Source organism: Streptomyces sp. NPDC039736 (assembly GCF_055596485.1).
On sequence record NZ_JBVIUQ010000004.1, the window covers coordinates 721896 to 742084 of the forward strand.

A 20189-nucleotide genomic window follows, 5' to 3' on the forward strand; every position below is an offset into this window, starting at 1 on the left:
CGGCCCACCGGGAAACGCCGCCGGGCGCGCACCCCCGGAAGGAGCGCGCGCCCGGCGGCGCGACGGCGAAGGCTACTTCTTGCGGCGACGGCCGCCCGCGGCCTTCTGCGCCTTGCGGCGCTCGGCACGGGTCAGGCCGTCGGACTCCGAGCGGGTCGGGCCGTCAGCGCCGGCGTTCTCGAAGTCGCCCTCGACGACGCCGCCCTCGCCGTCCACGGTCGGCGCGGAGAAGTGCAGCCGGTCCGGCCGCTGCGGGGCCTCCAGGCCCTTCGCGCGGATCTCCGGGCGCGACGCTCCGGCCGGCACCGCGTCCTCCTTGGTGAGCGAGGGACCGTCCTGCACCGGGACCTCCTCGACCTGCTGCTCCACCTGGACCTCCAGGTTGAACAGGTAGCCGACGGACTCCTCCTTGATGCCGTCCATCATGGCGTTGAACATGTCGAAGCCCTCGCGCTGGTACTCCACCAGCGGGTCCTTCTGCGCCATGGCGCGCAGACCGATGCCCTCCTGGAGGTAGTCCATCTCGTAGAGGTGCTCACGCCACTTGCGGTCCAGCACGGACAGCACCACGCGGCGCTCCAGCTCGCGCATGATCTCCGAGCCGAGCTGCTTCTCGCGGGCCGCGTACTGCTCGTAGATGTCGTCCTTGATGGACTCCGAGATGAACTCGGCGGTGATCCCCGCGCGGTCGCCCGCGGCCTCCTCCAGGTCCTCCACCGTGATCTTCACCGGGTAGAGCTGCTTGAACGCGCCCCACAGGCGGTCCAGGTCCCACTCCTCGGCGAAGCCCTCGACGGTCTCGGCCTGGATGTAGGCGTCGATCGTGTCGTCCATGAAGTGCTTGATCTGCTCGTGCAGGTCCTCGCCCTTCAGGACGCGGCGGCGCTCGCCGTAGATGACCTCGCGCTGCCGGTTGAGGACCTCGTCGTACTTCAGGACGTTCTTGCGGGTCTCGAAGTTCTGCTGCTCGACCTGCGACTGCGCCGAGGCGATGGCACGGGTGACCATCTTGTTCTCGATCGGCACGTCGTCGGGAACGTTGGCCATCGCCATGACGCGCTCGACCATGGCCGCCTTGAACAGACGCATCAGGTCGTCGCCCAGCGACAGGTAGAACCGGGACTCGCCCGGGTCGCCCTGACGGCCGGAACGGCCGCGCAGCTGGTTGTCGATGCGGCGCGACTCGTGCCGCTCGGTGCCCAGGACGTACAGCCCGCCGAGGGCCTTCACCTCGTCGTGCTCCGCCTTCACGGCGGCCTCGGCGCGCTCCAGGGCGGCGGGCAGCGCGGCCGCCCACTCCTCGATGTGCTCCTCGGGGTCCAGGCCCTGCTGGCGCAGCTCCGCCTCGGCGAGGTCGTCCGGGTTGCCGCCGAGCTTGATGTCCGTACCGCGGCCGGCCATGTTGGTGGCCACGGTCACGGCGCCCTTGCGGCCGGCCTGGGCGATGATCGGCGCCTCCCGGTCGTGCTGCTTGGCGTTGAGCACCTCGTGCTGGATGCCGCGCTTGGAGAGCTGCTGCGAGAGGTACTCGGACTTCTCGACGGACGTGGTGCCGACCAGGATCGGCTGGCCCTTGGCGTGCTTCTCGGCGATGTCGTCGACGACCGCGTTGAACTTGGCGACCTCGGTGCGGTAGATCAGGTCCGACTGGTCGATGCGGACCATGTCCCGGTTGGTCGGGATCGGCACGACGCCCAGCTTATAGATCTGGTGGAACTCCGCGGCCTCGGTCATCGCCGTACCGGTCATGCCGGACAGGCCGTCGTAGAGGCGGAAGAAGTTCTGCAGGGTGATCGTGGCGAGGGTCTGGTTCTCGTCCTTGATGTCCACCCCTTCCTTCGCCTCGATCGCCTGGTGCATGCCCTCGTTGTAGCGGCGGCCCGCGAGCACACGGCCGGTGTGCTCGTCGACGATCATGACTTCGCCGTCGATGACGACGTAGTCCTTGTCCTTCTTGAAGAGTTCCTTGGCCTTGATCGCGTTGTTGAGGTAACCGACGAGCGGGGTGTTGACCGACTCGTAGAGGTTGTCGATGCCCAGCCAGTCCTCGACCTTGGCGACGCCCGGCTCGTGGATGCCGACGGTGCGCTTCTTCTCGTCGACCTCGTAGTCGCCGGTCTCCTCGATGCCCTTCAGCGGGTTGCCCGGCTCGCCCTTCTTCAGGCGGGTCACGAGCTTCGCGAAGTCGCCGTACCACTTGGTGGCCTGGTCGGCGGGACCGGAGATGATCAGCGGCGTACGGGCCTCGTCGACGAGGATGGAGTCGACCTCGTCGACGATCGCGAAGTTGTGGCCGCGCTGGACCAGTTCCTCCTGCGACCAGGCCATGTTGTCGCGGAGGTAGTCGAAGCCGAACTCGTTGTTCGTGCCGTACGTGATGTCGCAGGCGTACTGCGCGCGGCGCTCGGCCGGCGACATGTTCGCGATGATGCAGCCGACCTCCAGGCCGAGGAACTTGTGCACCCGGCCCATCAGCTCGGAGTCACGCTCGGCGAGGTAGTCGTTCGTGGTGATCAGGTGCACGCCCTTGCCGGACAGTGCGTTCAGATACGCGGGAAGCGTGCCGACGAGGGTCTTGCCCTCACCGGTCTTCATCTCGGCGACGTAACCGAGGTGCAGGGCCGCGCCGCCCATCAGCTGGACGTCGTAGTGACGCTGGCCGAGGACGCGCTTGGCCGCCTCGCGGACGGTCGCGAAGGCCTCGGGCATCAGGTCGTCGAGGCTCTCGCCGTCGGCGTGACGCTGCTTGTACTCGTCGGTCAGGGCGCGCAACTCGGCGTCGGAGAGGTTGACGAAGTCCTCTTCGATGGAGTTGACCTGGTCCGCGATGCGGTGCAGTTTGCGCAGGATCTTGCCTTCGCCTGCACGCATGAGCTTGTTGAAGACGGACACTGAGGCTGGTCTCCTTGCCGGTCGGGCCTGTGCACTGGGTCGGTGTGACTGTGTGGGTCGGTACTGACTTTGGCGCGGGCACGGCAGGCGGGCCCCACCGCAACGGCCATCGTAAGCGAGGACCAAGCCGCCCCGGGAGGTCCGCCGCCGCGAAGGCGCACCGGCGTCAACATGGTGAACGCCCCGCGCGTCCCGAAGGTGCCGGGCAGCACTCGAAAAGTGTTCGCCCCCGGTGCGCACGGTGACCAGAATCCGTGCATGGAACCCTTCGCGCTGCACACCGAACGGCTGGAACTGCGGCCCTTCGCCACCGAGGACACCGACGAGGTGTTCCACGCGGCGCAGGACCCCGACATCCAGCGCTGGGTGACCCTTCCCTCCCCGTACGGACGCCAGGACGCGGTGTACTTCGTCGAGCAGATCTCGGCCCGGGGCCTGCGCACCGGCACCGGCTTCCACTTCGCGGTGCGCCCCCGGGGCGGCGGGCCGCTGCTCGCCGCGGTGGGCATCGGCGTCCTCCAGGAACCCGGCACTTGGGAGCTCGGCTTCTGGGCGGTGCGCGAACACCGCAGGAGGGGTTACGTCCGCGAGGCCGCCGGCGCGGCCGTCCGCTGGGCCCTCACGACGCAGCCCGTGGACCGGCTCTGCTGGCAGGCCCTGGTCGGCAACCACCCCTCGCGCGAGCTCGCCCTCGGGCTCGGCTTCACCATGGAGGGCGTGCGGCGCGCGGCCATCCTCCACCAGGGGACCACCCGCGACGCCTGGAGCGCCTCGCTGCTCCCCTCGGACCTGGGGCTGCCCGCCCCGCACCCCTACCTGCCCGCGCCGGAGCCGCCCGCCCGCGATGTCAGTGCCGCCCTCTAGTCTTCCGTCATGACCTTCCAGCCGCCCGCATCGGTCGCCCTCTCCGCCGACGAAGCCCGCCGGATCGCCCTGCGCGCCCAGGGACTTCTGGGCGCTCCCGACCGCCGGGCCGGGGTGCGGGGCGTGCTGCGCCACCTGGGCGCGGTGCAGCTCGACACGATCTCCGTGCTGGCCCGGTCGCACGAGCTGATTCCGTACGCCCGCCTGGGCGCGGTGCCCCGGCGCACGGTCGAGGACGCCTACTGGTCCCCCGACGGCGAGCCCGCGCACGCCTTCGAGTACTGGTCGCACGCGGCCTGCATCCTGCCCGTCGAGGAATGGCCGCACTTCGCGTTCCGCCGCCGTGCCTACCGGGCCCGCCCGCAGTGGCACCACGAGCTCACCGACGGCGCGTACGAGCGCGTGATCAAGCAGTTGCGCGCCGAAGGCCCGCTCACGGCGACGGAGTTGGGCGGCGCGAAGAACGGCGGCGAGTGGTGGGACTGGTCGGAGTCCAAGGTCGCCGTCGAGCGCGCCCTGATGCACGGCGACGTGGTGTGCACACGGCGGCGCGGCTGGAAACGGGTGTACGACCTGGCCGAGCGCGCCGTCCCCGCCGCCCACCAGCACGACGACCTCTCCGACACGGAGTGCGTACGACGCCTGGTCGCCCTCGCCGGCCGCTCCCTGGGGGTCGGCACCCGGGAGGACATCTCCGACTACCACCGGCTGAAGAACGCCCAGGTGGACGCGGTGATCGCGGACTCGGGCCTGGTGCCGGTCGAGGTCGAGGGCTGGGGCAGGCCCGCCTGGGCGGACCCGCAGGCCCTGGCCGCGGTCCCGCGCGGACGGCACCGCACGACCCTGCTGTCGCCCTTCGACTCACTGATCTGGGACCGGCCGCGCACGGAACGGATCTTCGGCTTCACGCACCGCCTGGAGGCGTACGTCCCCCGGCCCAAGCGGATCCACGGGTACTTCGCGATGCCGCTGCTGGCGGGCGGCAGGCTGCTGGGGCGCGTGGACCCGGCCCGGGAGGGCTCGGTGCTGGTGGCCAAGCAGGTCTCGCTGGAGTCCGCGAAGGCGGTCCCGGACATGGCCAGGGCCCTGTGGGAGGCGGCGTCCTGGGTCGGCTGCACGGAGATCCGCCTGGACCGCACGACACCCCCGGAACTGCACGCCCCGCTGCGGGCGGCGCTGGACGCGTAGCACCGGAGGGGGAGCTCCTGGAAGGGGACCGGGACCGCGAGAGAGCGCCCGGAAGGGTCCGGAACCGGCGAGGAGAGGACCCCCGGGAGGGCCCGGGACCGGCGAGGAGAGGACCCCCGGGAGGGCCCGAGACCGCGAGGGGGCCTCTAGCGGATCTCCAGGATCTTCTCCCGCATCGCGTACACCACGGCCTCCATGCGCGAATGCAGCTGGAGCTTCTCCAGGATGTTGCGCACGTGGTTCTTCACGGTGTTCTCCGAGATGAACAGCTCCTTGGCGATGTCCCGGTTGTTCATCCCGGTCGCCACCAGCTTCAGCACTTCCAGCTCCCGGTCGGTGAGCCGCGGCGCGGGCACCAGCCTGCGCTCGTCGGAGCGCTGGATCATCGACTTGAACTCGGTGAGCAGCTTGGACGCCATCGAGGGGCTGATCTGCGACTGCCCGTCGGCCACCGCCCGGATCGCCGTGGACACCTCGTCCGTGGAGATCTCCTTCAGCAGGTAACCCGTCGCCCCCGCCTTGATCGCGTCGTAGAGGTCGGCCTCCTCGTCGCTGATCGTCAGCATGATGATCTTCGCGCTGGGGGCCACCTCCTTGATGGAGGTGCACGCCTCGATGCCGCCGCGCCGGGGCATCCGCACGTCCATCAGCACGATGTCCGGCAGCAGGTCGGCCGCCTTGTCCACGGCCTCCGCGCCGTCCCCGGCCTCACCGACGACCTGGATGTCCTCCTCCTGGGCGAGGACGATCTCCAGTCCGCGCCGGAAGAGCGCGTGGTCGTCCACCACCAGCACCCTGATCGGCTCCTTGCGGAACGCGCCCTCGTCCGGGTCGCCGTCACGGCCGGGGCCCGGTCCGGACCCGGGTCCGCGGTCGAGATTCCGTGCGTAGTCGCCGCCGTGCACCGGACCGAAGCTGTCCGCCATCGTTCCTCCCCCTGAGGCCATGGCCCGAAGTTCGTGTGCTGCGCCAACCACGGTCCGCAGAGCACTTCTTGACTTGCGGTGCCATGATTCCATGCCCCGGCGACGGAACGGTCGCTTCAGGACTCGCTTCAGGGTGCACGCACCGGTGTCCCCGGGGGCGCGAACGCCCTCCGGGGACACCACCTTCAGGCGGGGTGCGGCGCACCGCACGCCGCCGCGGGGCGCTCAGCCGCCGAGTGCGCCGCCCGCGCCGCCGACCTCGGACTCCGCCAGCGGGTCGGTGTCGAGGTGGATGACGCCGTAGTCGTACGCGTGTCGCCGGTAGACGACGCTGGGCTGCTTGGTCTCCGCGTCGACGAAGAGATAGAAGTCGTGTCCGACCAGTTCCATCTCGTACAGCGCCTGATCGAGCGACATGGGGGCGGCGACGTGGGTCTTCTCGCGGACCACGAGCGGTCCCTCGCCCTGCACCTCGATCGAACCGATCTTCTTGGTGGGCACACCGTCGTCCGACTCGCCGTGGTCCACGACGAGTTGGCCGTCGCCGTCGATGACGGCCGCGTCGGGTACCGCCGCACCGACCTCGGCGGCCGAGAGCCTGCCGGTGCCGCGGCGGGTGTGCCGCTTGTCGTGCTGCTTGCGCAGCCTCGCTTCGAGCTTGCCGGTCGCCAGGTCGAGCGCCGCGTACGCGTCGCCCGCCGACGCCTCGGCCCGGATCACCGGACCGCGTCCGTGCACCGTGATCTCCACACGGTCGGACCGGTCCGCCTGCCTCGGGTTGGGCTCCTTGGACACCTCCACGTCGAGGCTGATCACCTTGCCGTCGAGCTTCTGGATCCTCTCCAGCTTGAGCTTCTCCGCCACGTGCTTGCGGAACCGCTCGGGTACCTCTGTCTTGCGGCCCTTGACGACGATGTCCACGCAGAACTCCGTTCCCGGATTGCTCCGCTCGCTGCGGAGCGTCTCCCTTTTTGCACCAGACTCCGGATCAGTCCCGGAGTCTCGGACTAGGCGACTTCCTCTCCTCCTCCCCCGTGGGGAAGATCCACACCCTCCAATTTTCGGGGCGCGAGGGAAAACCAGCACGGCAGTGCAATAAGTGAGGCACAGCGACCGCCATTCCTCACTTATGAACATAGCCCGCCCGGTGGGGTATCGGCACCCGCTACCGGCGCGTACCTCCGTTCAGGTGGTTTTTCCCTCTCGCTACCTGCAACGATGCACGTTCCCGCTCAGTTCCAGTTTATTTCGAAAGATTTCGGCGGAGCTGCGACAACCGCTGCCGCGATCGTCGGGAATCCGCTATTGCCGGGCCTTCCCCCAGAGGTACGTAAGTACTCCCCCGGCCTTCCGGGTCTTCTCCGACGCCTGTCGTACGCACCACGGCAGGCCCGCAGCGCACGCGCCGCCTCGGCCAGCGAGGCGCCGGTGGTCATGAGGTCGTCCACCAGGACCACCGTCACACCCGCCCCCGCGCCTGCCGGGCCGGTCTCCCGGACGCCCGCCGGGGCGTCTCCGGCGTCGGAGCCCGGCCGGGAACCCGCCGGGACCTCTCGGAAGACGTCCTCGAAACCCGCCCGGGGGCCCGTGAGCAGCCTCTCGGCGCCGGGGACCGCCTCCAGGGCGCCGGACAGGTTCGCCAGCCGCTCGCGGGCAGTCAGGCCGGCCTGGTCGCCCACCGGACGGCACTGCCGCAGCACCGGAGCCACCCGGGCCACCAACCCGCCCCGCCGCAGCTCACCCGCTGCCGCGAAGGCGATCCGCCGCACCGGGTCCTGCCCCCGCACGGCGACCGAACGCCGCGCGGACGGCACGGGCACCAGAACCACTTCCTGCGTCGCGTCCACTGGGGGTGCACTTACCCAACTGCCCGGGGGATACGCTCCCGGGGGCTCCCCCTCCCCTCCCTCCCCACCCCACCCCCACCCCGCCCCCACCTCCCCCACCGCGCCGCGCACCGCCCCCGCCAACGCCCGCCCCAGCTCGCCCGCCAGGCCGAGCGCGCCGCGCTCCTTGTGCGCGAGGAGCACCGCCCGCGGGGCGTCCTCGTACCGGGCCGCCGCGTGCACGACCGGCAGCCCCGGCGGCTGCGGCGAGGGCCGTACGCGCCCCGGCCCGCCCCCGTGCAGCAGCTCGGCGCACTCCGCGCACACCGCTGACGGCTCCCGCGGTCTGCCGCAGCCCGCGCAGGCCACCGGCAGGACCAGAGCGGCGAATTCCCGCCAAACTCCCCGTAATCGCTTCATGCCCCCACTGTGCCGGGGCCCCCACCCTCCCGCCACCCCTGTGGAAAACACACGACGGCGGGCCCAACTCCCTGTGGAAAACCAGGGGTCGAGCCCGCCGTCACCGACACCGTCACCGGCCACCGAGGCACGCGCGCGCCCCGGAGGAACCTTCCGCCGCTACCCCGGGTAGACCGGCATCGAGCCCACCTTCACCAGCGTCTTCCAGTTGGCCCCCGGCGGCAGCCGCACGATGCCGTCCTCCTTCGTCTGCGCCAGCACCGCCGCCCCCTCGGCGTCCGACGCCGCGACCGCCGTCACCTGGTTGGCGCCGGGCAGCAGCCCCTCCGCCGAACTGGAGCCGTCCGTACGGACGTACCGCATCTGCTGCACTCCCCCGGCCTCGCGCCCGGCCACCACGAGCCGGCTCTGTCCGGCCCAGGACATCGCCGTCACGTCCTCCATCTGCGGGGCCGCGGGCCGCAGACCCACGATCATGACCTTCTCGCCCGCGGCCGTCCTGGTGCGCTCCACCCGTCCGATCTTGAGCGTCTTGCGGCCCTTCTCGACGATCAGCAGCGCCACCCGCACCCCGTCCGCCGACACCCGCAACGAGTCCACGTACCCGTCGCCGAGCCTCTCCACCTGGACCTCCTGCGCCGTGCCGCCGCCGTCCACCAGCCGCACCACGCGCGGCCGCCGCTGGTCCCGGTCGGCGAACCACAGGTCGCCCATCCCGTCCCAACTCGGCGCGGACAGCGTCTCCCTGGCTCCCTTTTCGCTGCGGTACGGCGTCCGGTAGTCGTCACGGCCCGCCGTCATCGGCGCGACGTACATCTCGTGCCCGCTGTCCGAGACCGCCGCCGCGACGGTCTCGTCCCGCGAGATCCCCGCCGACCGCACCGTCAGCTTCTGCTCGCCGATTCCCGGCACTGGCTCCGCCGGCCCGCTCTCACTGGTGCTGCGCACCCGCACGAGGCGACGCTCGCCGTCCAGGAAGTACTGGTAGCTGGCCGCCGCGACGACGCCGCCCGCCACGTAGTCGGCGGCGTTGTTCTTGTGCAGCTTGCACAGCGGCGAGTCGTCGGGCCGCTGCATCTCCACCTGGTCGACCCGGGTCGAGGACGTCAGGTCCTGCAACGTGAAGAGCAGTTGGGCCGCCATGTCCGTGCACATCTTCTGGTTGACGGCGTTCGCCGACTCCGGGTTGAGCGGCACCTTCAGCGAGTTGTGGTCGCCGATCGGCAGCGACTTGGTGCCGTTCCTGAGCGCCGACTTCGTGGGGAAGCGCGAGCGGACCGACTTCCTGAGCCAGGCGGACGGCCCGTCCATGACCGCCTTCACCGCCTGCGCCACGGGGTCCAGCCGGGTCTGCGGATCGGTGCGCTTGCGTACGTAAATGGGGTCGGCGACGAGAGCGAGCAGGTTGGACTCCCCCGCCGTGGAGGCGAAGTAGTACTTGTTCACCGACCGGAAGATGCGCTGGAAGTCCGACTCGCCGAGCACCAGTCCCTGCGGCGGGCTGTCGATGCGCCACTCCGCGCTGTCCTTCTTGCCCGGCCCCTTCTCCTTGACCAGGCGCAGCGTCTGCTCGTACGCCCCCGTGTGCGGTGTGTACGCGCTCTGCTTGTCGAGCTCGGCGATCCGCTCCCCGGAGATCCGGAAGGTGCGGGAGCCGCCGTCGTGCCCGGACGTCGTGTCCGCGGGGTTCGGCACCGCGCCGTCGAGGATGGTGGTGCTGCCGGGGTTCCAGGTCTTCGACGCCTCGCGGGTCAGGTACTTGCGCGCGGTGTCGAAGCCGGGGTCGTCGCTGGTCATGGCCTCCATGAACCCGTCGACGATGGCCCGGGGCGCGTCCCCCGGCCGCGGCGGCACGCTGTAGACGCGGACCTGCGTGTCGACCTGCGGTGACGCCTTGACCTCCTGCACGTTGCCGTGGTCGGGCATGGACCCGCAGCCGGTGGCGGTCAGCAGCAGGCCCGCGCCGGCGACCAGGGCGACCGCCCTCAGCCCGCGTGCCCGGACGGTCCGGCTCGTGTTCGTGTGTTTCCTGCTGCGGCTGTGCCCCTCAACGCCCACGCGGGCTGTCCTCCCGGTCCCTGTCGCGGGGCGCCCGGTGACCGCTGTCGCGCCCTCCGCGTGCATCCCCGTCGCCGTCGTCCACGCCACTGTCGCGCCCACCGCGCACGTCCCGCCCGCTGCCGTCCGCAGCGCTGCCGCGGCCCTCGCGCGCCTTCCCGGTCACAGCGCCGTCCGCAGCGCCGTCCGCAGCACTGTCGCGCGGTCCGCTCCCGCCGGGTCCGCCGCCCCCGGCGCCGTCCTCGGCCCCGGCGCCGTTCTCCGCCCCGGCGCGCCCGTCCTGTGCCTCGTCGCCCAGACTGCGCGACACGACCCGCGCGCCGTTGCCCGGCAGCGCCGTCGGGTCCGTGGGGACGGCCGCCGTCCGCGGCGCGGGCAGGGGCCCGCCCCGCCGCTCCCCGGTCTGCTGTACGGGGATCCGCGCGTTCGCGGCGTCCCGCCCGGCCGCCTGCTCCGCCTCCGCCAACCGGGCGCGTGCCCGGCGCGAGTCCTCCGGCTCCAGCGGGATGGGCGACCCGCGCAGGGGCTCGTCCACGGTGCGCGGCAGGGTCAGCCGGAACTGCGATCCGCCGCCCGGCTCGCCCCACGCCTGGAGCCAGCCGCCGTGCAGCCGGGCGTCCTCCACGGCGATGGACAGGCCGAGCCCGGTGCCGCCCGTGGTGCGGGCCCGCGCCGGGTCGGCCCGCCAGAAGCGGCTGAAGACGCGGGTGGCCTCGCCGGGCTTCAGGCCGACGCCGTAGTCCCGTACCGCCACGGCGACGGCGCCGCCCGCCGCTCCCAGCCGTACCACCACGTCGCGTCCCTCGCCGTGCTCGACGGCGTTGACGACGAGGTTGCGCAGCACCCGCTCGACGCGCCGTGCGTCGGCCTCGACGACCACGGACTGCTCGTCGCCGACGACCCGGACGACGGTGCCCTTGCGCTCGGCGAGCGGTTCCGCCGCGTCGATCACGCGCCGTACGACCTCGCGCAGGTCGATCGGTTCGGCCTCCAGCGCGGCGGCTCCGGCGTCGAAGCGGCTGATCTCCAGCAGGTCGGCAAGCAGCGATTCGAACCGGTCGATCTGTCCGACCAGCAGTTCGGCGGAGCGCGCCGTCACCGGGTCGAAGTCGCTCTTGGAGTCGTGGATGACGTCGGCGGCCATCCGTACCGTCGTCAACGGCGTCCGCAGCTCGTGCGAGACGTCGGAGACGAAGCGCCGCTGCATCCGCGACAGGTCCTCCAACTGCTGGATCTTGAGCTGGAGGTTCTGCGCCATCTTGTTGAAGGCCTCGCCGAGGCGTGCGATGTCGTCCTCGCCGGTGACCTTCATGCGTTCCTGGAGGCGTCCCGCGGAGAGCCTCTCGGCGACGCCGGCGGCCATCCGCACCGGGGTGACGACCTGGCGCACGACCAGCCAGGCGATGGCCCCGAGCAGCACGACGACGAACACTCCCGCCGTCAGCAGGGTGTTCGTGACGACCTTGAGGGAGGCCTCCTCCTGCGTCAGCGGGAAGAGGTAGTACAGCTGGTACGGGCTGCCGCTGATGTCGTTGAGCCGCTTGCCGATGACCAGGCCGGGCTCGGAGGGCTGGGCGTCGTTGCTGTACACGATGCGCCAGTTGACCTGGTAGGTCTCGGAGTCCCGGTCGAGGGATTCGCGCAGTTCCTGCGGCACGCTCGCCTGGGGGTCGACGCCGCCGGAGGCGCGCGGGCCGCGCTGGCTCTCGGACGCGTCGTTGGCGACGCTGAGCGCGACCACGTTGAATGCCTTCTGGCCGCCGCTGGCGAGCTGTTCCACCAGGTCGGAGCGCCAGTTGGCGGCGTTGCGCCCGGCGTTGTCGCTCTCCCCGCCGTCCCTGCCGCCGGGGTCGGCGGGCGCGTTGGCCCGTTCCTGGGCGACGGCGAAACCGCCGCGGGCCTGGTTCTGGGCGGCCTCGACCTTGGACTTGAGCAGTCCGTTGCTGACCGCGCTGATGACGACGAAGCCGAGCAGCAGCACCACCCCGAGGGACATCAGCAGCGTCGTGGCGACCACGCGGAGCTGGATGTTGCGCCGCCACAGCCGTATCGCCGGCAGCAGGGGCCGTCGTACGAGACGTACGACGAGACGCAGGACGGGGCCGCCGGGGGCCGCGTCCTGGAGCAGCCGGCCGCCTTCGCGCAGCCGGCCGGCCCGGGACGTACGGCGTCCCGGGTGGCCGGAGACGCCCGGCGGGGGGTCCTTCCTGGGGCCCCGCGCGGGGCGGTCCGCTGCGGCAGCCCGCTCCGTACGGCTTCCCGGCTCCCCGGGCTTCGGAGCAGCACTGCCACGGTTCATGTCAGCTCGGTCCGGCCTTGTAGCCGACGCCGCGCACGGTCACGACGATCTCGGGGCGCTCGGGGTCCTTCTCGACCTTCGAGCGCAGTCGCTGGACGTGGACGTTGACGAGCCGGGTGTCCGCGGCGTGCCGGTACCCCCAGACCTGCTCCAGCAGCACCTCACGCGTGAACACCTGCCACGGCTTGCGGGCGAGCGCGACCAGCAGGTCGAACTCCAGCGGAGTCAGCGCTATCGACTGCCCCTCCCGCTTCACCGAGTGCCCGGCGACGTCGATGACCAGGTCACCTATGGCCAGCTGTTCCGGCGCGGGCTCCTCCGACCTCCTCAGCCTCGCCCGGATCCGGGCGACGAGCTCCTTGGGCTTGAACGGCTTGACGATGTAGTCGTCGGCGCCGGACTCGAGGCCCACCACCACGTCCACGGTGTCGCTCTTCGCCGTCAGCATGACGATCGGCACTCCGGACTCCGCCCGGATCAGCCTGCACACCTCGATGCCGTCCCGTCCGGGCAGCATGAGGTCCAGCAGTACCAGATCGGGCTTCGCCTCCCTGAACGCAGCCAGCGCTTTGTCGCCGTCGGCGACGAACGACGGCTCAAAACCTTCTCCACGCAACACGATGCCCAACATCTCGGCAAGTGCGGTGTCGTCGTCAACTACGAGAACGCGACCTTTCATAAACGCCATCATCCCATTAGCTCATCGCTGTCCGTGGTGACCTGGCACACAGCTCCGCGAGAGCGGTCCCGGTCACCGGTGACACGACCCCCTCCTCGGTGACGAGCGCCGTCACCAGTTCCGGCGGTGTGACGTCGAAGGCGGGGTTGTACGCCTGGGTCCCGAGCGGTGCCACGGCGTGCCCGCCGCCCCCCTCCGCGCCCGCCGCCGGCAGCCCTCCGGTGAACTCCGTCACTTCGAGCCCGGAACGCATCTCCACCTCTATCGCCGCACCGTCCGGCGTCGCCGGATCGACCGTGGTCAGCGGGGCGACCACGACGAACGGCACATGGTGGTACTTGGCGAGGACCGCCAGCGGATAGCTCCCCACCTTGTTCGCCACCGAACCGTCCGCCGCGATCCGGTCCGCCCCGATCAGTACGGCGTCCACCTCGCCCGCCGCGAACAGGGAGCCCGCCGCGTTGTCCGTCAGCAGGGTGTACGCCATGGAGTGCCGGGCCGCCTCGTACGCGGTGAGCCGCGCGCCCTGGAGCAGCGGCCTCGTCTCGTCCACCCACAGGCGCCGCAGCCGCCCCTGCCGGTGCGCGGCCAGCGCCACGGCGAACGCGGTGCCCTCACCGCCGGAGACGAGCGCCCCGGTGTTGCAGTGGGTGAGGACGCGGTGGCTGCCGCCGGGCAGCAGCTCGTCCAGCAGGGCGAGGCCGTGCCGGGCCATGGCGGCACTGGCCAGGGCGTCCGCCCGGTGCAGTGCCCGCGCGGCGTCCAGCGCGGCCTGCGCCGCCCCTTCCTCGCCGAGCCCCTTCTCGCGCGCGGCGGCATACGCCCCGGCCGCCTGCCGCACCCCGTACCCGAGGTTGACGGCGGTGGGCCGCGCCCCCGCGAGCTGCCCGGCGGCCTCCTCCACGTCGAAGCCCCGCCGGGCGGCCAGCGCCACTCCGTACGCCCCGGCGATGCCCAGCAGCGGGGCTCCCCGCACGGCGAGTCGCTGGATGGCCCCCACCAGCGCCGGCACGTCCGTACAGACCAGTTCGACCTCTTCCACCGGCAGCCGGGTCTGGTCGAGGAGCACCAGGACCGGGCCCTCGGGGGGCTCCTCCCATCGAAGCGAGGGCAGCGTGGGCGGTTCTGCGCCCACCGTGCTGTGCGCGTCGTGATCAGCCATCCGCCCAGTCTGCCCCGGGGGACCCCGGTAATTGAAGGTGCGGAGGGCAGTAAGGAAGGACGGGGGCAGGTCCACGGGGACACCCCCCATGGCACGATGGCTGGCAACCAGCCGCCGCATCCGCGGTCCGGCACCGTGAAGGAGCGACGATGAACGACTCTCCGGGCTGGGCCTCGCCCGGACCCGCCCCCTCCGACGGCCGTCCCCCGGAGAACTCCGGTGGGACCGGGCCCGCCGACGGGGCGCCCGAGTCCATGCCTTCCGAGCCCTCCGGATCGAAGTGGTCGAAGGAGCAGCCGCCGGCTGGCCAGTGGTCCGCGCCGGGCTCCGCCGCACCGCGCAGCCACGCCCAGACCCCGCCCCGGCAGGGCTGGAACGGCGCCCCGCGGGGCGGTGGCTGGGGAGCTCCCGGTCCCGGCGGCTGGGGCGGTCCCCCGCCCGCCGCCAAGCCGGGGGTGATCCCGTTGCGTCCGCTGGGCCTGGGCGACATCCTCGACGGCTCGGTGTCCACGGCCCGCGCGCACTGGCGGACGGTGCTGGGCGTCACGGTGGTCGTCGCCGTGCTCGTCCAGATCGCCGTCATGCTCCTGCAGCGGTTCGTCCTGCCGACGCCCCCGGCCACCACGGCCGACCCGGGGGCCGACGTGAACGAGGCGCTGCGCCAGAGTGTGGAGGCCGCGCAGGCCGAGCTGTTCTCCACGGTGCCCACCCTGCTGATCACTGCGATCGGCACCCTCTTCACGACGGCGCTGCTGACCGTCGTGGTCAGCCGCTCGGTGCTGGGCCGCCCGGTGTCGCTGGGCGACGCGTGGCGCGAGGCCAAGCCCCGTCTGCTGCCCCTGCTGGGCCTGACTCTGCTGCTGACCGTCGGCTCCATGGCGATCCTGGCGGTGGCCGCCCTGCCGGGTCTGCTGCTCGGGTCGGTCGGCGGTGCGCTGCTCTCCGCGCTCGGCGTGCTCGCGGCTTCCATCCTTGTGATCTGGCTGTGGGTGCGCTTCTCGCTGGCGTCGCCTGCCCTGATGCTGGAACGTCAGTCGATCGGCCGATCGCTGCGCCGCTCCGCGAAGCTGGTGCAGGGCTCCTGGTGGCGGGTCTTCGGCATCCAGCTCCTGACGGCCGTGCTGACGGCCGTCGTCTCGATGCTCATCGTGATGGTGTTCACCTTCTTGGCCCTGCTCGCGGACGGCGGCGGCCTGGAGAGCCTGATGAAGGGCGCCAGCGCGGAGTTCGGCTGGGCGTTCCTGATCATCAGCGGCGTCGGCGCGGTGATCGCCGCCTGCATCACGTACCCGATCTCCGCGGGCGTTTCGGTACTCCTCTACATCGACCAGCGCATCCGCCGCGAGGCCCTCGACCTGGACCTCGCCCGCGCCGCGGGCCTTTCCGGCTACGACACGGAGCACTCGGCCGACCAGACCCCAGGGAGCTGATGCGGCGGTGCCGGTGACGGGGGACACTGCCACGGTCCGGCTCCGGACACGCACGGGCGACGATCCGCCCCTGGACATCCCGCGCCTGCCCGCCCGCGAAGCGGCGGAGCGCGAACTGTCCGAGCCCGCGTACCACGAGCACGACCCGAACCCCCTCCAGCGGGCCCTCGACCGCTTCTGGGAGTGGATCGGCGACCTCTTCCACGCGGCCTCCGGGGCGACTCCCGGAGGCCCGCTCGGCCTGGCCGTCATCGCCCTGGTCGTCGTCCTGCTCCTGGCCGGCCTGTGGTGGCGCCTCGGCACTCCCACCCGTACTCCCTCCTCCCCCGCCTCCCTCTTCGACGACCGCCCGCGCAGCTCCGCCGAACACCGCGCCGCCGCCGAGGCCCACGCCGCCGCCCAGCGCTGGAACCCCGCCGTCCAGGAGCGCATGCGCGCCGTGGTCCGCTCCCTGGAGGAACGCGCCCTCCTCGACCCGCGCCCCGGCCGCACCGCCGACGAAGCCGCAGCGGAGGCCGGCCGCACCCTGCCCGACCACGCCGCCCGCCTGCACGCCGCCGCCCGCTCCTTCGACGACGTCACCTACGGCGACCGCACCGCCGACGAGGCCGCATACCTGCGCCTGCGCGACCTGGACCTCGATCTGGAACGCACCAGGCCCTCCCTGACCGACACCCCGCCCCCGTCCTCCGAGTGGGCCGCCCTGTGACGACCGCGCCGCCCGCCACCTCGATCTCCCCCACCACCGGCCAGCTCTGGGCCCGCGCCCGTGGCCCCCTGCTGGCCCTGGCCCTGATCCTGCTCACCGGCATCGTCCTCGCCGCTCTGCAGTCCGGCTCCCGCCACGGCGTCCTCGACCCCCGCTCCGCCGCCCCCGCCGGCACTCGCGCCGTCGCGGAACTCCTCAAGGAGCGCGGCGTCCCCACCCGCGTCGTCGCCACCCTCGCCGAAGCCACGTCCACAGCGGGGCCCGACACCACCCTCCTGGTCACCTCCCCGAACCTCCTCACCGCCGCCCAGCAGCGCCGCCTCCACCAGGCGACCTCCCCCTCGGGCGGCCGCACCGTCCTCATCGCCCCCTCCTCCACCGCCCTCTCCGCGCTGGCCCCAGGAGTACGCGTCGCCCCGCAGCCCGCACCGGTCGAGGCCCTGGCCCCCCGCTGCACCCTGCCCGCCGCCACCGCCGCCGGCTCCGCCGACCTGGGCGGCCACCTCTACTCCCCCACAGCCTCCCTCCCCGGCTCCGGCCGCCCGGACGCCTGCTATCCGGTCGACGGCCGCGCCTCGCTGCTCCGCCTCAACACCCCCGCCGGCGGCGACACCGTCCTCCTGGGCGCCCCCGACTTCCTCCTCAACGAGAGCCTCGCCCAACAGGGCAACGCCTCCCTCGCCCTCCAACTCCTCGGCTCCCGCCCCCGTCTGACCTGGTACCTCCCCTCGCTCGACGACCCCTCCGCCACCGGTGGCCGCCCCGCGTCCGACGACACCACCGGCGGCTTCCTGTCCCAGGTCCCGCCCGGCTGGATCTGGGGAACCGCCCAACTCGCCCTGGCCGCCCTGCTCGCCGCCCTGTGGCGGGCCCGCCGCCTCGGCCCCCTGGTGACCGAGCGCCTGCCCGTCGCCATTCGCGCCTCCGAAACCACCGAGGGTCGCGCCCGCCTCTACCGTCGGGCCAACGCCCGCGACCGCGCCGCCTCCGCCCTCCGCTCGGCGACCCGCACCCGCCTCTCCTCCCTCCTGGGCGTCCCCACCGCCCACTCCCACGCCGCGACGGCCCTCCTGCCCGCCGTCTCCGCACGCCTGCCGCACTCCGACAGGGACCTCGCATCCCTCCTGTTCGGTCCCGTCCCGTCCCATGACGCCGGCCTCATCCACCTGGCCGACGAACTCGACGCCCTCGAAAGAGAGGTCCGCGCCTCATGAGCGCCCAGCACGCAGAGATCCCCGCCGAGACCCCCGACAGCGCTCGCGCCTCCCTGGAGGCCCTGCGCACCGAGATCGCCAAGGCCGTGGTCGGCCAGGACCCGGCGGTCACCGGCCTCGTCGTCGCGCTCCTCTGCCGCGGCCACGTCCTCCTCGAAGGAGTCCCCGGCGTCGCCAAGACGCTCCTGGTCCGCGCCCTGGCCGCCTCTCTCGAACTCGACACCAAGCGCGTCCAGTTCACTCCCGACCTGATGCCCAGCGACGTCACCGGCTCCCTGGTCTACGACGCGCGCACCTCCGAGTTCTCCTTCCAGCCCGGTCCCGTCTTCACCAACCTCCTCCTCGCCGACGAGATCAACCGCACGCCCCCCAAGACCCAGTCCTCCCTCCTCGAAGCGATGGAGGAACGCCAGGTCACGGTCGACGGCGTGCCCCGCCTCCTGCCCGACCCCTTCCTCGTCGCAGCGACCCAGAACCCCGTCGAGTACGAGGGCACCTACCCTCTCCCGGAAGCCCAGTTGGACCGCTTCCTCCTGAAACTCACCGTCCCCCTCCCCGGCCGCCAGGACGAGATCGACGTCCTGACCCGTCACGCCGAAGGCTTCAACCCCCGGGACCTGAAGGGAGCGGGCGTACGTCCCGTCGCCGGCCCCGACGATCTGGAAGCCGCCAGGTCCGCGGTCGCCAAGACCTCGGTCTCCCCTGAGATCACCGGCTACGTCGTCGACATCTGCCGTGCCACTCGCACCTCCCCCTCACTGACCCTCGGCGTCTCCCCGCGAGGCGCCACCGCCCTGCTGTCCACCGCCCGCGCCTGGGCCTGGCTCACCGGCAGGGACTACGTCATCCCCGACGACGTGAAGGCCCTCGCCCTCCCGACGCTGCGTCACCGCGTCCAACTCCGCCCCGAAGCAGAGATGGAAGGCGTCACCGCCGATTCCGTCATCACCTCCGTCCTCTCCCACGTCCCCGTCCCTCGCTGAGACGGGCGACGATCTCATGGCCCTCACCGGACGAACCGCCCTGCTCGCGGCCCTCGGCTCACTTCCCGTCGGCATCCTCGCGCCGAGCTGGTCAGGAATCCTCGCGGTCAATGCACCCCTGACACTCGCAATCCTGTGCGACTTCGCACTGGCCGCGCCAGTGCGAAAGCTCCAATTCACCCGATCTGGTGATACATCCGTTCGACTCGGCGAAACCGCCACCGTCCAACTGACCGTCACCAACCCCTCCCCCCGACGCCTGCGCGCCCACCTGCGCGACGCCTGGCCGCCCAGTAGCCGGCCCCCCGCCACCGAGGCCGCGGCATCCCGCCACGAGTTCACCGTTCCCGCAGGTGAACGCCGCTGTCTCACAACGGAGTTGCGCCCCAGCCGTCGCGGTGACCGCCAAGCCGACCGCATCACCGTCCGCTCGTACGGTCCGCTGGGACTCGCCGCACGCCAAGGCAGTCACCTCGTCCCCTGGACCGTCCGCGTCCTGCCCTCGTTCGCCAGCCGCAAGCACCTCCCGTCGAAGCTGGCCCGGTTGCGTGAACTCGACGGCCGTACCAGCGTGTTGACCCGTGGCGAGGGCACTGAGTTCGACAGCCTTCGCGACTACGTTCCCGGCGACGACACCCGTTCCATCGACTGGCGCGCGACCGCCCGCCAGAACTCGGTCGCCGTACGCACCTGGCGACCCGAGCGGGACCGCCACATCCTCCTGGTCCTGGACACCGGCCGCACGTCCGCCGGCCGCGTGGGCGACGTCCCCCGGCTCGACGCTTCCATGGACGCTGCTCTCCTGCTGGCGGCCCTCGCCTCCCGGGCCGGCGACAGGGTCGACCTCCTGGCCCACGATCGCCGCATCCGCACCCAGGTGCAGGGCCGCTCCTCGGGTGAGCTCCTTCCCGCGCTGGTCAACGCGATGGCGCCGCTGGAACCCGCATTCGTCGAAACGGACACACGCGGCCTCAGCGCCGCCGTCCTCGCCTGCGCTCCCCGCCGTTCTCTGGTCGTGCTCCTCACCGGCATCAACTCCGCGCCTGTGGAGGAGGGCCTGCTCCCGGTCCTGCCGCAGCTCACCAAGCGCCACACGGTCGTGGTCGCCTCCGTGGCCGACCCCCGCATTGCGGAAATGGCCGCAGCTCGCGGCTCCGTGGATTCCGTGTACGAGGCCGCTGCCGGTGCCCAGTCCCAGGAACAGCGGGAGCAAACCGCCGAGAAGCTCAGGCGATACGGCGTCACGGTCGTCGATGCCACCCCCGACGAGCTGGCCCCTGCTCTGGCCGACGCCTATCTGGCACTGAAGGCTGCGGGCCGTCTCTAGGACTTTGCCATTTCCCGGAGAACCGACGGACGGGGATACCCGAGAAGGTTCCCTATTACCCGTGAACGCAGAAAAGCCCCGCACCATGACTGGTGCGGGGCTTTCCCGTATCAAAACTTGTTCGGCGGCGTCCTACTCTCCCACAGGGTCCCCCCTGCAGTACCATCGGCGCTGAAAGGCTTAGCTTCCGGGTTCGGAATGTAACCGGGCGT

General features: G+C 71.8%; 15 protein-coding genes and 1 rRNA gene. 7 read left to right on the forward strand and 9 right to left on the reverse strand.

Features of this window, described 5'->3' with window-relative positions; genetic code table 11:
- Window positions 1-72 precede the first annotated feature (72 nt).
- Window positions 73-2892 (reverse strand): preprotein translocase subunit SecA, encoded by a 2820-nt coding sequence (secA, locus tag ACZ56L_RS16570; RefSeq protein WP_345222395.1) that lies wholly within the window; start codon window positions 2890-2892, stop codon window positions 73-75.
- Between the two features lie 258 nt (window positions 2893-3150).
- Here secA and ACZ56L_RS16575 point away from each other — a divergent pair, with 258 nt between their 5' ends.
- Both ACZ56L_RS16575 and ACZ56L_RS16580 read left to right on the forward strand, forming a co-directional pair.
- Window positions 3151-3756: a GNAT family N-acetyltransferase gene (locus ACZ56L_RS16575; protein WP_471064663.1), complete on the forward strand. Its 606-nt coding sequence runs from the start codon at window positions 3151-3153 to the stop codon at window positions 3754-3756.
- A gap of 9 nt (window positions 3757-3765) precedes the next feature.
- Window positions 3766-4944, forward strand: coding sequence for a winged helix-turn-helix domain-containing protein (locus tag ACZ56L_RS16580; RefSeq protein ID WP_468687974.1), 1179 nt, complete (start codon window positions 3766-3768; stop codon window positions 4942-4944).
- A gap of 146 nt (window positions 4945-5090) precedes the next feature.
- Here the strand turns inward: ACZ56L_RS16580 and ACZ56L_RS16585 are convergent, their stop codons facing one another.
- The 7 genes from ACZ56L_RS16585 to mtnA all read right to left on the reverse strand — a co-directional run bounded on the left by ACZ56L_RS16585 (window position 5091) and on the right by mtnA (window position 14314).
- A complete protein-coding gene (locus ACZ56L_RS16585; protein ID WP_345222386.1) occupies window positions 5091-5870 on the reverse strand; it encodes a response regulator transcription factor in 780 nt (259 codons plus the stop codon).
- Window positions 5871-6095: 225 nt separating this feature from the next.
- Complete coding sequence (gene hpf, locus ACZ56L_RS16590; protein ID WP_345222384.1) at window positions 6096-6791, reverse strand: ribosome hibernation-promoting factor, HPF/YfiA family; 696 nt, start codon at window positions 6789-6791, stop codon at window positions 6096-6098.
- A 311-nt stretch (window positions 6792-7102) separates the two neighbouring features.
- Window positions 7103-8023: a ComF family protein gene (locus ACZ56L_RS16595; protein WP_468687980.1), complete on the reverse strand. Its 921-nt coding sequence runs from the start codon at window positions 8021-8023 to the stop codon at window positions 7103-7105.
- Window positions 8024-8275: 252 nt separating this feature from the next.
- Window positions 8276-10174, reverse strand: coding sequence for an LpqB family beta-propeller domain-containing protein (locus ACZ56L_RS16600; protein WP_471064666.1), 1899 nt, complete (start codon window positions 10172-10174; stop codon window positions 8276-8278).
- The gene (gene mtrB, locus ACZ56L_RS16605; RefSeq protein ID WP_471064668.1) at window positions 10164-12473 is read right to left on the reverse strand and encodes an MtrAB system histidine kinase MtrB; all 2310 of its coding nucleotides are present in this window, start codon (window positions 12471-12473) and stop codon (window positions 10164-10166) included. The genes ACZ56L_RS16600 and mtrB overlap by 11 nt, the downstream gene beginning before the upstream one ends.
- Window position 12474: 1 nt before the next feature.
- Complete coding sequence (mtrA, locus tag ACZ56L_RS16610) at window positions 12475-13164, reverse strand: two-component system response regulator MtrA (protein WP_189823911.1); 690 nt, start codon at window positions 13162-13164, stop codon at window positions 12475-12477.
- A 4-nt stretch (window positions 13165-13168) separates the two neighbouring features.
- Window positions 13169-14314, reverse strand: coding sequence for an S-methyl-5-thioribose-1-phosphate isomerase (gene mtnA, locus ACZ56L_RS16615; RefSeq protein WP_345222368.1), 1146 nt, complete (start codon window positions 14312-14314; stop codon window positions 13169-13171).
- A 149-nt stretch (window positions 14315-14463) separates the two neighbouring features.
- Here mtnA and ACZ56L_RS16620 point away from each other — a divergent pair, with 149 nt between their 5' ends.
- From ACZ56L_RS16620 to ACZ56L_RS16640, 5 genes are read left to right on the forward strand one after another with little or no spacing between them, the layout of a single operon-like run.
- On the forward strand, window positions 14464-15744 hold the full coding sequence (locus ACZ56L_RS16620) for a DUF7847 domain-containing protein (protein WP_471064671.1): 1281 nt from the start codon (window positions 14464-14466) through the stop codon (window positions 15742-15744).
- Between the two features lie 7 nt (window positions 15745-15751).
- On the forward strand, window positions 15752-16453 hold the full coding sequence (locus ACZ56L_RS16625; RefSeq protein WP_468687989.1) for a DUF4129 domain-containing protein: 702 nt from the start codon (window positions 15752-15754) through the stop codon (window positions 16451-16453).
- Window positions 16450-17667 carry a DUF4350 domain-containing protein gene (locus tag ACZ56L_RS16630; RefSeq protein WP_471064673.1) on the forward strand — a complete coding sequence of 406 codons (1218 nt, stop codon included), beginning with the start codon at window positions 16450-16452 and terminating at the stop codon, window positions 17665-17667. The genes ACZ56L_RS16625 and ACZ56L_RS16630 overlap by 4 nt, the downstream gene beginning before the upstream one ends.
- Complete coding sequence (locus ACZ56L_RS16635; RefSeq protein WP_471064675.1) at window positions 17664-18650, forward strand: AAA family ATPase; 987 nt, start codon at window positions 17664-17666, stop codon at window positions 18648-18650. The genes ACZ56L_RS16630 and ACZ56L_RS16635 overlap by 4 nt, the downstream gene beginning before the upstream one ends.
- Before the next feature lie 16 nt (window positions 18651-18666).
- Window positions 18667-19977 (forward strand): DUF58 domain-containing protein, encoded by a 1311-nt coding sequence (locus tag ACZ56L_RS16640; protein WP_471064677.1) that lies wholly within the window; start codon window positions 18667-18669, stop codon window positions 19975-19977.
- A gap of 119 nt (window positions 19978-20096) precedes the next feature.
- Here ACZ56L_RS16640 and rrf read toward each other — a convergent pair.
- Window positions 20097-20189, reverse strand: a 5S ribosomal RNA gene (gene rrf, locus ACZ56L_RS16645); the annotation flags it as partial.